Source organism: Couchioplanes caeruleus (assembly GCF_003751945.1).
Lineage (GTDB): Bacteria > Actinomycetota > Actinomycetes > Mycobacteriales > Micromonosporaceae > Actinoplanes > Actinoplanes caeruleus.
Genome location: NZ_RJKL01000001.1, coordinates 5759626 through 5772021 on the forward strand (window position 1 = coordinate 5759626; position 12396 = coordinate 5772021).

A 12396-nucleotide genomic window follows, 5' to 3' on the forward strand; every position below is an offset into this window, starting at 1 on the left:
GAGCCGGGGCGGCCGGTACTGTTCGCGTACGTGGCAACTCCCCTCTCGGTCCTTACCCGCAACCGCGACTTCCGGCGCCTGTTCGCCGCGGAGCTGGTCGTCTTCGGCGCCGACTGGTTCGTCATGGTGCCGCTGCTCGTCCTGCTCCCCGAGCTGACCGGCAGCGGCGTATGGGGCGCGCTCGTGCTCGCCGCCGACACCGGCATCACCGCGGTGCTGCTGCCGTACGCGGGCACGGTCGCCGACCGCAAGGACCGCCGCACGATCCTCGTCGCCGCCAACACGGCGGCGCTCGTCGCCACGTCGTTGCTGTTCCTGGTGCAATCGGCGGCCACCGCCCCGCTCGCCCTCGTCGCCATCGGGGCGGTCGCCGTCGCCAAGGCGTTCTACTCACCGACGGCGTCGGCCGCGCTGCCCAACGTGGTCGATCCCGAGGACCTCGCCGCGGCCAACGCGGTGGCCGGCTCGGCGTGGGGCACGATGACGATCGTCGGCGCGTCCCTCGGCGGCATCGTGAGCGGCGCCTTCGGACCGTACGTGTGTTTCGCCGTGGCCGTGGCCGGCCTGCTGGCGGCGGCCGTCCTGACGGTCCTGATCCGCCGGCCGTTGCAGGCGCCGCGAGACACGTCGACGCCGGCACCCCGTACCTGGCACGCGCTGATCGAGGCGCTGCGCTACATCGGCACCCGGCCGCGGATCCGGGCGCTGGTGACGGTGAAGTCGGCGGTCGGCCTCGGCAACGGGGTGCTCACGGTCTTCCCGCTGCTCGCCGGCCTGTACGGGGCCGGCGCACTCGGCGCGGGACTCCTCTTCGCCGTACGCGGGGCCGGCGCGCTGGTCGGCCCGCTGGTGATGCGGCGGGTGCTCGGCCACCGGTCGTGGCTCCTGCCGGGCCTGGCCCTCTCGATGAGCCTGTACGGCCTGGGCTACCTCGGCGTGGCGCTGGTGTCGTGGTTCCCGCTCGTGCTGGCGCTGGTCTTCGTGGCCCACTTCGCCGGCGGCACCAACTGGGTGCTGTCCAACTACGCGCTCCAGGGCGAGGTGCCGGACCGCCTCCGCGGACGCGTCTTCGCCACGGACATGATGCTGGCGACGCTGGCGATCTCGGTCAGCCAGCTCGGCGCGGCGCTGTTCGTCGACCACGTCGACCTGCGGGTCATCCTGATCGCCTGCGGCCTGATCACGCTGGTGTACGCCATCGGCTGGCGCGCCGCGACCCGCAACCTCTCCCTGGCGGACGCGCCCCGACCCGGCGAACCTGCTGCCCCCTCCCACCCCGGCGAGAATCGGTCCGCTCCCGACCCAGGAAGAACCGGTCCTGCTTGATCAGGGGAGCCGGTGCCCGTCCTGACCGGGGAGAGCCCGTCCCGTCTGACCGGGGGAACTCGCGCCCTCAGGTGGTGGGGCGCGCGTCCGGGCCGGTCTCTGAGCTGGACCTACGTTCCCGGCGGGTAGGCCGTCGGATCGTGGGGGGCGTTGTAGGGCGCCGGGTATGCGGAGTATCCGGGTGCCGGGAAGGCCGCGCCGGGAGCGGCCGGGACGCCGGGAGCGGACGCCGGTGCGCGGGTCACCACCGCGGTGACGAGCAGGCCGACGCCCGCGGCCAGCAGCAGGCTGAGCACGATGCCCACCGATGCGCTCACCATCGTGTAGCTCGATCTGGCGGCCATGGATTCGACGACGTGCGGAAACACGGCGAGCCACACCATGTTGAGAAGCTGGCTCGCCAGCAGCAGGCCCAGCCCCAGCCGGGCGAACATGACGCTGCGCGGCCCCAGGTGCGCGCGGCGGACCGAGACCACGACCAGGCCGGCGACCAGCACGGCCAGCAGCGGCAGGTGGGACACGACGGCCGACAGCAGGTATCCAGCGCTCATGACCGTGACCGTAGCGGAGAGGTACGCCAACGCTGAGCTCCGCTCGCGCCGGCCGCGCCGGGCGGGCATCCGATTCGCGATGAAACGGCATGGTCCGCCCCGGATGACGTCGGTCGATCCTTGCACGGGTCTTGCTGCATCCGAATGCCGGCGGCGTGCGGCCCACGCCACGTCGTGCGGTTTGCGCCGTGGTGGTGCCGCGCTGTTGTCGATCAAGGCCTAGCATGTGGCGATGGGCCTGACCTTCGTCTCCGAGCCGGTCCGGGTGCGGACCCCGGCCACCAGCGCCAACCTCGGCCCGGGCTTCGACGCGCTGGGCGTGGCGCTCAGCCTGCACGACGACCTGTCCGCCCGGGTCACCGGTGACCGGTTCATCGTGTCCGTGTCCGGCGAGGGTGCCGGCGAGCTTCCCGCGGACGAGTCCCATCTCGTCGTGCGGGCCATGCTGCGCACCTTCGACGAGCTGGGCGGGCGTCCGCGCGGTGTCGCCGTCGAGTGCGTCAACCGGATCCCCCAGGCCCGCGGGCTCGGTTCCTCCTCCGCCGCCATCGTCGGAGGCGTGCAACTCGCCCGGGCGCTGGCCGGCAATCGGATGTCCGACGCTGACGCGTTGCGGATCGCCGCCGAGCTGGAGGGGCATCCCGACAACGTCGCGCCGTGCCTGTTCGGTGGGTTCACGATCGCCTGGACCGAGGATTCCGGGGCGCGGGCCGTGCGCCTGGGCGCCGCCGCGGGCGTACAACCGACGATCTTCGTTCCGCAGGAACGCGGCCTGACCTCGACGGCGCGGGCGGCGCTGCCGCCGAGCGTGCCGCACGGGGACGCCGCGTTCAACGCCGGGCGGGCGGCGCTGCTCGTGCATGCGCTCGGCGCCGACCCGGGCCTGCTCTTCGCGGCGACCGAGGATCGGCTGCACCAGGGCTACCGGGCCGAGTCCATGCCCGGTACGGCCGCACTCCTCGCCACGTTGCGGTCGCTGGGTGTGGCTGCTGTGGTCAGTGGGGCGGGTCCGACCGTGCTCGCGCTGACCACGGTGCCGGAAAATTTCGACCCGGGAACGGCGTGGCGCGCCGAGACGTTGAGCGTGGATGTCGCCGGAGCCCTTGCCGGAGGGGGTATGGTGGAACACGCCGAGCGGGACCCTGTTGCCGCAGGTCGTCAGAGTTGACTACGCTCAGGACCTAGCACAGCCGCGAAGCAAGCGATCTCTGCGGTTCGGCGCGCACCCCCGAGACATACGCCGATCTGGCTCGTCTCAACTCTTTTCAAGGCACACGCCGGGCAGCAGGTCATCAGATCGCTGCACTCGCCGAGACCTACCCGTCACTGGATGACGGGTCGGGAAACCGTCGAGCTGCCGTGCTGCAAAACTCCCGCGCCGCAGTTGCGAAGCGGGTTCCGAGGGCACCCGGCCACCAGGCTGCTGCAGACCCGGGTGGTCTTGGCTTTTTCGACGGAAGGAATCCATTGAGCGACACCACCGACGTGACGTCGGGTGTTTCTGACGTCGCTGATGACGGCGCCACCACCGCGGCTGTCACCAAGCGCCGCCGCGGCGGCACCGGGCTGTCCGCGATGCTGCTGCCCGAGCTGCAGAGTCTCGCCGCCTCCCTCGGCATCTCCGGCACCGCCCGGATGCGCAAGGGCGAACTGATCGCCGCGATCTCGGAGCGTCAGGGCGGCGGGGCTCCGGCCGCCGCCGAGAGCACTCCGCGCCCGCGCCGCGGCAACAGTGCCGCCGCCGCGGCGTCGGCCGACGCCGGTTCCACCTCGGCTCCCGCCTCCGCCACCGCCGCTTCCTCCGCGGCTGGTCAGCAGGCGGCGGCGACCACGGAGACGGCCCCCAAAGCCGCAGAACGGTCCGGTCATGGGACCGGACAGCAGTCCGCCCCGCGGGCCGAGGAGAAGTCCGCCCCGCGGGTCGAGGAGCAGTCGGCCTCGCGGGTCGAGGAGCAGTCCGCCCCACGGGCCGACGAGCAGGCCGGGCAGCGGGCCGACGAGCAGACCGGGCAGCGGGCCGACGAGCAGGCCGGGCAGGCCGAGCCCGAGCAAGGCCGCCGTAGCCGTCGCGACCGCCAGGAGCGGCAGGAGCGCGAGCCGCGCGACCAGGGCGACACCCGCACCGAGGGTGCCGAGAACGGCGAGCGGGCGGAGCGCACCGACCGCTCCGAGCGCGGCGACCGCAACCGCGACCGCCAGCGCAACCAGCAGCGCTCCGAGGGCGGCGACCGCACCGACCGGGGTGACCGCACCGACCGGGGTGACCGCACCGACCGGGGTGACCGCACCGACCGGGGTGACCGCACCGACCGGGGCGACCGCACCGACCGGGGCGATCGCACCGACCGGGGTCCGCGCAACGACAGCCACGACGACGACGACAACGAGAACGGCGAGGGCGGACGGCGCAGTCGGCGCAGCCGCTTCCGTGACCGTCGCCGCGGCCGTGACCGCGACGGCGAGGGTGGCGGCAGCGGACGCGAGGGCGGCCGGGACGGTGGCCGTGAGCCGCACGTCAACGAGGACGACGTGCTCGTGCCGGTGGCCGGCATCCTCGACGTGCTCGACAACTACGCCTTCGTGCGGACCACCGGTTACCTTTCCGGCCCCAACGACGTGTACGTGTCGATGTCGCAGGTCAAGAAGCACGGGCTGCGCCGCGGCGACGCGGTCACCGGTGCCGTGCGGGCCGCGCCGCGCGACGGCGAGCAGCGGCGCGACAAGTACAACCCGCTGGTGCGGTTGGACACCATCAACGGGATGGAGCCCGAGGAGGCGCGTCGCCGCCCCGAGTTCTACAAGCTCACCCCGCTCTACCCGCAGGAGCGCCTGCGGCTGGAGACCGAGGCGCACATCCTGACCACGCGCGTCATCGACCTGGTGATGCCGCTCGGCAAGGGCCAGCGTGCCCTGATCGTCTCGCCGCCGAAGGCCGGTAAGACGATGGTGCTGCAGGCGATCGCCAACGCGATCACGCACAACAACCCCGAGTGCCACCTGATGGTCGTGCTGGTCGACGAGCGGCCCGAAGAGGTCACCGACATGCAGCGCTCGGTCAAGGGCGAGGTCATCGCGGCCACGTTCGACCGGCCGCCGCAGGACCACACCACGGTCGCCGAGCTGGCGATCGAGCGGGCCAAGCGCCTGGTCGAGCTGGGTCACGACGTCGTCGTGCTGCTCGACTCGGTGACCCGGCTGGGCCGGTCGTACAACCTGGCGGCGCCGGCCTCCGGCCGCATCATGTCCGGTGGTATCGACTCGACCGCGCTCTACCCGCCGAAGCGGTTCCTCGGCGCGGCCCGCAACATCGAGAACGGTGGCTCGCTCACCATCCTCGCGACGGCGCTGGTGGAGACGGGCTCGATGATGGACACCGTCATCTTCGAGGAGTTCAAGGGCACGGGCAACGCCGAGCTCAAGCTCGACCGGAAGATCGCCGACAAGCGGACCTTCCCGGCCATCGACATCCACCCCTCCGGCACGCGCAAGGAAGAAATCCTTCTCGGCAAGGAGGAGCTGGCGATCGTCCACAAGCTCCGCAAGGTGCTGAGTTCGCTGGAGTCGTCGGCGGCTCTCGATCTCCTGCTGGACCGGCTCAAGCAGTCCCGGACCAACATCGAGTTCCTGATGCAGATCGCGAAGTCGACTCCCGGGGAGTGAGTAATTCTCTCGATGCCGGTTAGGTAAGGGTCAAAAGCGCCCGAAAAGGGGCGGTCACCGCAAGGTGATCGCCCCTTCGTCGCACATGGAGTGCGTTTCGTCTCGTAAGGGGTCGTGCGAACCTCCGTATCACCTACTCGATTTGGGGGAGGGCGCTCGATGATCGTGCCTGGTTACCGGGACCATCCGCCGACCCGATGGGACCCGATCGCTCCGATTGACCCGGGCGAGGCGGAGGACTTCCTGCGTCAGTGCTATCTGGAAAATCCCCGGCTCGGCCCGGTGGAGCCGCGGCTCGCCATCGTCCGCGCGCAGATCGCCGCGACCGGCAGTTACGTGCACACCACCGAGGAGCTGTCGTACGGCGCGAAGATGGCCTGGCGCAACTCCAGCCGGTGCATCGGCCGACTGTACTGGCGCAGCCTCGTCGTCCTGGACCGCCGCCGCGCGCGCACGGCCGACGAGATCTTCTCCCTGCTCGTCCACCACCTGCAGGCGGCCGGCGGGGGTCAGGAGGGCGGCAAGATCCGGCCGGTCATCAGCATCTTCGCCGCGGCGCAGCCGGGGCAGCCGTACGCGAAGCTCTGGAACGAGCAGCTCGTCCGCTACGCCGGCTACCGCAGGGACGGTGACGTGGTGGGCGACCCGCGCCAGGCCGACTTCACGGCGGCGATGGAGGGCTTCGGCTGGCGCGGCAAGGGCGACGCGTTCGACATCCTCCCGCTCGCCGTGGAGGTTCCCGGCGAACCCGTACGCCTCTACGAACTGCCCGAGCGCGCGGTCCTCGAGGTGCCCGTCACGCACCCCGAGTTCGGCTGGTTCGCCGAGCTGGGCCTGCGCTGGCACGCGGTGCCGGCCATCTCCAACATGCGCCTGACCATCGGCGGCGTGAACTACCCGCTGGCGCCCTTCAACGGCTGGTACATGGGCAGTGAGATCGGCGCCCGCAACTTCGCCGACGCGGACCGGTACAACCTGCTGCCCACCGTGGCCGAGCGGATGGGCCTCGACACGAGCAGCGAGTCCACCCTGTGGCGCGACCGTGCCCTCGTCGAGCTCAACCGCGCGGTGCTGTGGTCCTTCGAGAAGGCGGGCGTACGGATCAGCGACCACCACACCGAGTCGCAGCGCTTCATGAGCCACCTGCGCAACGAGGAGAAGGCGGGCCGGCAGGTGCCGGCCGACTGGACCTGGATCGTCCCGCCGATCTCCGGTGGCATCACGCCGGTCTTCCACCGCTACTACGCGGAGATGGACCTGCGGCCCAACTTCTATCCCAACGAGCACGCCTGCCCGTACGCGCAGAACTAGGCGAACTCGTTCACGGCGAAGTCGTCGCGATGGCGCCACGACGCGTCGGTGCGTACGTGTTCCGCGCGTACCCATTTGAGAAGCTTGAGGGAGAACTCGTCGGCCGGGATGCGGCCGGCGCTGCGCACCACGAACCCCTCGGATGTCTCGGGCGTGTGCCGCCGGGCCCACGCCGCCCGCGCCTCGCTGAGGCTGCCTCCGCGGTAGAGGACGGGCACCACCGGCAGTTCGAGGCGTTGCGCCCAGTCGACCGTGTCGTCCCAGCCGAGCAGCGTGCCGGTCTCGTCCCAGATGCCGAAGACGATGAAGACGCCGGGCAGGTCGCGGTACGCGATGCTGCGCCGCGCCCACATCGACTCGCCGCAGACCCGCCAGTCGTCCGGGATCCGATAGGCCGTCATCGCCCAGAGCGCCTTCGCCGGCCGGTCCCACGGCTGGGTGCCGGAGTCGAGGGAACGGGCGTACATGGCGTCGCGGGTGAAGGTGAGGTTGCCGCCGTCGAGTTTCTCCGTCACGACCAGCTCGCCGTCCAACCAGGACAGATCCTGCTGCACCTTGTCGTCGTCCGTGGCGCCGGGTGAGTCGGGCAGGTGGAAGGTCCGCGGATACTTTCCCGCCTGCCCGCTCATCAGAAGTCTCCCTCCGCCACCTGGAACACGGTCAGTCCCAGCGCACGCCACATGCGGACGACCTGCTGCCGGTCGTCGAAGACGCCGACGACGCGCCAGCGGTCGCGGATCTCCCGGTCGAAGATCTCCCGCTTGACGATCGCGTCCTTGCGCGAATCCCCTTCGGGTCGCATGAAGAGTCCTTCGTACGGCACGCCGACGTAAAGGTCCAGCCAGGCCTCGGTCTCCGCCCGGCAGACCGCGTCGCGTCCGGAGCAGAAGACGATGGCGTGGCCGGCTGCGTGCATCGCCCGGACCGCCGTGATGACCGCCGGGTTCGGCAGATCGGAGCCGACCCGGGCCCAGTCGAACGGACTGCGCCCGTCCATGAGTGCCACCGTGCCGTCGATGTCGACGAGCACGACCGGCGGCAGCTCGGGGTCCGGCCGGTAGACGAGCCCGGGGCCGCCCGGATCGACGTACGGCACCGGCAGCGGCAGGTTCTTGCCCGCCAGGTACCGCTCGTGCATGCGGCGGATCGCCGCCTCGCCGACCCGGTCGTCCTCCGGGCGCTCGGCGTCGCGACGCACGCATTCCTCGACGGGTACGTCGGTGAAGTCGTGCACCTCGAACGTCGCGTGGAAGCGTGCCGCGAGCTCGGCCCACTCGCGGACCGTCTTGGCCCGCAGGTTGGTGTCGTCGACGATCACGTCGCCGTGGGCGCGCAGCAGCGCCTCGACGGCCGCGCGCTGGGCCTGGGTGACCTGGGCCTCGGCGCGCTGGGTGAAGAGCCGCTCGCCGTGCAGCATCCGCCGCAGGTCGTCGCGGTTGACCCGGACGACCTGCGGTTGCAGCTTGCGCGCGAAGGTGGTCTTACCCGAGGCGGGCAGGCCCCGCGTGATCAGCAGTCTCGTCATTCCTCACTCACCTGGCTTCCACCGGGGGTCACGTCGCCGGCCGGCTTGGCGAGCTGCCACAGGCCGGGACGGTAATCCTTGCCGTCGAGGCGCAGGAACAGCGCGCCCCGGTGCGCGCTGCGCACCGCCTGGGCCGCGAACTCGCGCCGTCCCCAGCCGTCGGGAAGATCGCCCACGATAGCCGCGAACTCCTTCTCGACCTGGGCGGCCGTCTCCTCGACGGCCGCCACGAGCTCCGCGGCGACCTCGCGGACCCACGCGTGGAACTCGTCGGGCAGGGGAGCCGTCAGCGCGTCCAGGTCGCCGCCGGAGGCCAGGACCTCCCAGACCGTACGGGCGGAGAGCCCCGTGACTAGCCGGTGCAGCCGGACGTACTCGGCGTACTTGATCTTCACCCGCTCGTCGGTGTCGAGCAGGTGCACCACCAACCCCTCGCGCCCGTCCCGCGGCGGGGCGGCGAGCGCCTCGGCCAGGGTGGCGTACGCGAAGGAATCCACCTTCGGGCCCGGCCACCCGGGCACGGCGTCCGGGCCGAACGTCCGCCCGGTGGCGATGTCGACCGCGCCGAGCAGCACCAGGTCGTCCATCCCGCCGTAGTCGACGACGATCCGGTTCTCCGGGTAGATGATCTCCACCAGCACGGTGAGCCCGGCCGGCGGCGCGAAGCCCGCGTACCGGGTCCGCAGGACCTCCGTCGCGTGCTCGGCCTGAGCCGAGGCGAACGACCCGCGCGTCGCGACGGCGAGCCGGTCGCCGTCGCCGTAGATGATGCCGAGCGACCCGTCCGCCTTGTCGGTCACCGCCACCGGGGCGTCCGGCCGGAGCGCCGGGGCGTGCCCCTCCGTGTGGTTGAAGAACTTGGGCAGGGGACGTGCGAGCACCGTGCCGGTGGCCGGATCGACCACGAGGCCGCGGCACGTGAGGGTCACCGGGGTCCACGCGGCGGCGTACTGGCAGGATTCCGTGTAGTTGTAGATCACGTACGGGCGCGACGGGTGGCGCTGCTTGCGCACGTGCCCGTTTTCGACCGCGGCGGTCAGTTCGACCGGGTCGAGGACGTCGTCGAGCAGCGTCATGGCACGTTTCCTTTCCGGGGGAATGCCTTGAGGGCCGCTCACGTTATCGACCAGGGACCAGTTATCTCGCCTGGTTTTCTGATCGAAATCGGTGGCAGAGGCCTCCTGATTTTCGATCAGGGTGTGTGACATGGCAGACTGGTTCATCGGCCAGCAAAAGGTTCCGGTTCACGCCCCTGAGCACTCGGCGACCCGGCGACCGCTTATCGAGAGAGACCGAGACGACATGAAGAGCGGAATCCACCCGGAGTACACGACCACCGAGGTCGTCTGCTCCTGCGGCAGCACCTTCACGACCCGCAGCACCGCCAAGGGCGGCGAGATCCGCGTCGAGACCTGCAGCGCCTGCCACCCCTTCTACACGGGCAAGCAGCGTGTGCTGGACACCGCGGGCCGGGTCGCCAAGTTCCAGGCGAAGTACGCCAAGATCAACGCTGGCAAGAAGAAGTAGCTGCCTCAACGGCGCCCGGTTCCGCGAGCAGCGGGGCCGGGCGCCGTTGGTATGTAGGGGGAACCGTGAGTAACGACCGGCTGACCACGCTGCTGAACGAGTACGCGCAGCTCGAGAAGCAGATGGAGGACCCCTCCATCCATGCCGACCAGGCCCTGGTACGCCGGGTCGGACGCCGCTTCGCCGAGCTGGCGCCGCTGTTCGCCGCCCACGCCGAGCTCGAGGCCGCCCGCGCCGACCTGGCCGCGGCCAGGGAGCTGGCCGCCGAGGACCCGTCGTTCGGCGCGGAGGTCGAGGCGGTCGCCGCCACCCTGCCTCCGCTGGAGGAGAAGCTCGGCGAGATGCTGATCCCGCGGGATCCGCACGACGCCAAGGACGTGATCGTCGAGATCAAGGCGGGCGAGGGCGGTCAGGAGTCGGCGCTGTTCGCAGGCGACCTGCTGCGCATGTACACCCGGTACGCCGAGCGCCGCGGCTGGACGGTCGAGGTCATCGACGCGCAGGAGTCCGACCTGGGCGGCGTCAAGGACGTCTCCGTGGCCGTCAAGACGAAGGGCGTGCCCGAGGGTGGCCACGGGGTCTGGTCGCGGCTGAAGTGGGAGGGTGGCGTGCACCGCGTCCAGCGGGTGCCGGTCACCGAGTCGCAGGGCCGCATCCACACCTCGGCCGCCGGCGTGCTGGTGCTGCCCGAGGCGGAGGACGTCGAGGTGCAGATCGACGCCGGCGACATCCGGGTCGACGTGTTCCGGTCGTCCGGTCCCGGCGGCCAGTCCGTCAACACCACCGACTCGGCCGTGCGCATCACCCACGTGCCCACCGGCATCGTGGTGAGCTGTCAGAACGAGAAGAGCCAACTGCAGAACCGCGAGCAGGCGATGCGGATCCTGCGGGCCCGGCTGCTGGCCGCCGCCCAGGAGGAGGCCGACGCCGCTGCCTCCGATGCGCGGAAGGCACAGGTCCGCACGGTGGACCGGTCGGAGCGCATCCGGACGTACAACTTCCCGCAGAACCGGATCACCGATCACCGCATCGGCTACACGGCGTACAACCTGGATCTGGCGCTCGGCGGCGAGCTCGACGGCGTGCTCGACGCCCTCGCGGAGGCCGACCGGGCCGCCCGCCTGGCGGGCGGGTCGGAGATCAGCCGACGTCCGTGACCGTGAGTCTCCCGTGGGGGGCGGCGCAGACGAGCAGGTCGCCGGCGGCCTGACAGCTATCGTCCAGGACGGGCGCGATCGTGCCGCGCAGCCGCACCTTGCCGGTGTCGTCGAGCTCGCTGACGGTCATCCGATCGGCCGGCTGGGAGACGCGGTTCAGCAGGTACGGCCGGCGCGGTGAGGTGGAGTACTCCCACACCGGAGTGCCGGCGCCCAACTCGGCGATCGGACGTCCGGTCGCGGCGTCGACCAGCGTGTTCCGCGAGTCGGCGTCCCGGGAGGAGGTCATGAGCGTGCCGTCGGGCAACGGCACTCCGCTGGCCATCCCGGGGACGCTCCAGCGCGCCGCGCCGGTCTCCCGGTCGTGGCCGGAGGTGCCGTCCGGGCCGGAGATGCAGAGCACCGGGCCGCAGGGATAGAAGCCGCCGTCGGAGCTCACGTCGACGCGCCACTTGCGCTGCATCGTCGCGGTGTCGAAGGCCGTGATCCTGCCTTTGCCGCCCTGGATGTTGTGGACGTAGAGGGTGCCTTTCTCGATCATGACTTCGCTGTACGACTCCCCCTGCTCGTCCTGGCCCAGCCACGGCACCACACCATCGGCCACGAGTCGCCCGTCGGCCATGTCGTAGACCTTCACCTCGCCGTGGCGGCCGACGGTGGCCAGGCGGTCGGCCGTGGCGCCCGGCGTGCCGCCGGCCGTCCAGGTTTCCAGCCCGGCGGCCGGACGGGACCAGACGGGCGCGCCATCGTGCAGCCGGACGACGTGCACGGTCCGCAGCACGTTGGCGTCGTCCCGCTCGACGAGCACGACACGCCCCTCCTCGGCGACGGCGGCCTCGCCGGGGAGCCGCCAGATCTCCCGGCCGGTGGCGGCGTCGAGGGCGATGGTCTCGTGCGGATGCTGGCGGAAGGTCTGGCCGCCGTCCTGGCTCTCGAGATCGCTGTCGCTGGCGTAGACCGGCAGCAACACCAGCCTGAAGTCCGTCGGGCTGACCCAAGCCGCGCCGGTCAGCCCCTTTGCCGACCAGTGCACCGCGCCGTCGTCCGCGCCGTACGCGGTGAGCACACCACCGGCGGTCAGCACGAAGACCCGGCCCGAGCCCACGGAGAAGACGTCGCCGTTGTCCGGGGCGAACGGCGCGCTCCAGAGCTGCTGGGGCGAGTGCGACACGGGCCGCGCCGAACCGGCCAGGGTCGGCAGACAGAGCGCCGCGACCGCGGCCACCAGTACCCGCACCCGCCGGAAGACGACGCGGAGCGGCGCTCGCCGGGGCGGCCCCGCCGGCCGGTCCCCGTCGTGGCCGACGAGGCCCAGCTCGATGACGGTCATGGCAGGGAG

General features: G+C 71.4%; 11 protein-coding genes. 6 read left to right on the forward strand and 5 right to left on the reverse strand.

Annotated elements, in window-relative coordinates:
- The first annotated feature begins 30 nt into the window (after positions 1 to 30).
- Positions 31 to 1326 (forward strand): MFS transporter, encoded by a 1296-nt coding sequence (locus EDD30_RS25820; RefSeq protein ID WP_071809255.1) that lies wholly within the window; start codon positions 31 to 33, stop codon positions 1324 to 1326.
- A gap of 110 nt (positions 1327 to 1436) precedes the next feature.
- Here EDD30_RS25820 and EDD30_RS25825 read toward each other — a convergent pair whose 3' ends face one another.
- On the reverse strand, positions 1437 to 1877 hold the full coding sequence (locus EDD30_RS25825) for a hypothetical protein (RefSeq protein WP_143163008.1): 441 nt from the start codon (positions 1875 to 1877) through the stop codon (positions 1437 to 1439).
- A gap of 232 nt (positions 1878 to 2109) precedes the next feature.
- On the opposite strand from EDD30_RS25825, the gene thrB reads away from it, so the two are divergent.
- From thrB to EDD30_RS25840, 3 genes are all read left to right on the forward strand, one after another.
- Positions 2110 to 3045, forward strand: coding sequence for a homoserine kinase (gene thrB, locus EDD30_RS25830; protein ID WP_071809258.1), 936 nt, complete (start codon positions 2110 to 2112; stop codon positions 3043 to 3045).
- A 299-nt stretch (positions 3046 to 3344) separates the two neighbouring features.
- On the forward strand, positions 3345 to 5537 hold the full coding sequence (gene rho / locus EDD30_RS25835) for a transcription termination factor Rho (RefSeq protein WP_123678513.1): 2193 nt from the start codon (positions 3345 to 3347) through the stop codon (positions 5535 to 5537).
- Positions 5538 to 5696: 159 nt separating this feature from the next.
- Positions 5697 to 6848 (forward strand): nitric oxide synthase oxygenase, encoded by a 1152-nt coding sequence (locus tag EDD30_RS25840; protein ID WP_071803854.1) that lies wholly within the window; start codon positions 5697 to 5699, stop codon positions 6846 to 6848.
- On the opposite strand, the gene EDD30_RS25845 is transcribed toward EDD30_RS25840, so the two are convergent.
- Genes EDD30_RS25845 through EDD30_RS25855 form a run of 3 tightly spaced genes read right to left on the reverse strand, consistent with a single transcriptional unit; the run spans position 6845 to position 9449 of the window.
- Entirely contained in the window at positions 6845 to 7477 is a 633-nt protein-coding gene (locus EDD30_RS25845; protein WP_071803853.1) for an RNA ligase family protein, read from the reverse strand. The genes EDD30_RS25840 and EDD30_RS25845 overlap by 4 nt on opposite strands.
- Complete coding sequence (locus EDD30_RS25850) at positions 7477 to 8373, reverse strand: phosphatase domain-containing protein (protein ID WP_071803852.1); 897 nt, start codon at positions 8371 to 8373, stop codon at positions 7477 to 7479. Before EDD30_RS25850 ends, EDD30_RS25845 begins: the two co-directional genes overlap by 1 nt.
- On the reverse strand, positions 8370 to 9449 hold the full coding sequence (locus EDD30_RS25855; protein ID WP_071803851.1) for an RNA ligase: 1080 nt from the start codon (positions 9447 to 9449) through the stop codon (positions 8370 to 8372). Before EDD30_RS25855 ends, EDD30_RS25850 begins: the two co-directional genes overlap by 4 nt.
- Before the next feature lie 226 nt (positions 9450 to 9675).
- On the opposite strand from EDD30_RS25855, the gene rpmE reads away from it, so the two are divergent.
- On the forward strand, positions 9676 to 9900 hold the full coding sequence (rpmE, locus tag EDD30_RS25860; RefSeq protein ID WP_071803850.1) for a 50S ribosomal protein L31: 225 nt from the start codon (positions 9676 to 9678) through the stop codon (positions 9898 to 9900).
- 65 nt (positions 9901 to 9965) lie between these two features.
- Positions 9966 to 11057: a peptide chain release factor 1 gene (gene prfA, locus EDD30_RS25865; protein ID WP_071803849.1), complete on the forward strand. Its 1092-nt coding sequence runs from the start codon at positions 9966 to 9968 to the stop codon at positions 11055 to 11057.
- On the opposite strand, the gene EDD30_RS25870 is transcribed toward prfA, so the two are convergent.
- Positions 11041 to 12387: an outer membrane protein assembly factor BamB family protein gene (locus tag EDD30_RS25870; RefSeq protein ID WP_071803848.1), complete on the reverse strand. Its 1347-nt coding sequence runs from the start codon at positions 12385 to 12387 to the stop codon at positions 11041 to 11043. The genes prfA and EDD30_RS25870 overlap by 17 nt on opposite strands.
- Between the last annotated feature and the right edge of the window lie 9 nt (positions 12388 to 12396).

Excerpts from the sequence above, each read along its gene's own strand:
- EDD30_RS25825 (WP_143163008.1), bottom strand. The coding sequence starts at position 1,877 with ATGAGCGCTGGATACCTGCTGTCGGCCGTCGTGTCCCACCTGCCGCTG.
- thrB (WP_071809258.1), top strand. The coding sequence starts at position 2,110 with ATGGGCCTGACCTTCGTCTCCGAGCCGGTCCGGGTGCGGACCCCGGCC.
- EDD30_RS25840 (WP_071803854.1), top strand. The coding sequence starts at position 5,697 with ATGATCGTGCCTGGTTACCGGGACCATCCGCCGACCCGATGGGACCCG.
- EDD30_RS25845 (WP_071803853.1), bottom strand. The coding sequence starts at position 7,477 with ATGAGCGGGCAGGCGGGAAAGTATCCGCGGACCTTCCACCTGCCCGAC.
- EDD30_RS25850 (WP_071803852.1), bottom strand. The coding sequence starts at position 8,373 with ATGACGAGACTGCTGATCACGCGGGGCCTGCCCGCCTCGGGTAAGACC.
- EDD30_RS25855 (WP_071803851.1), bottom strand. The coding sequence starts at position 9,449 with ATGACGCTGCTCGACGACGTCCTCGACCCGGTCGAACTGACCGCCGCG.
- rpmE (WP_071803850.1), top strand. The coding sequence starts at position 9,676 with ATGAAGAGCGGAATCCACCCGGAGTACACGACCACCGAGGTCGTCTGC.
- EDD30_RS25870 (WP_071803848.1), bottom strand. The coding sequence starts at position 12,387 with ATGACCGTCATCGAGCTGGGCCTCGTCGGCCACGACGGGGACCGGCCG.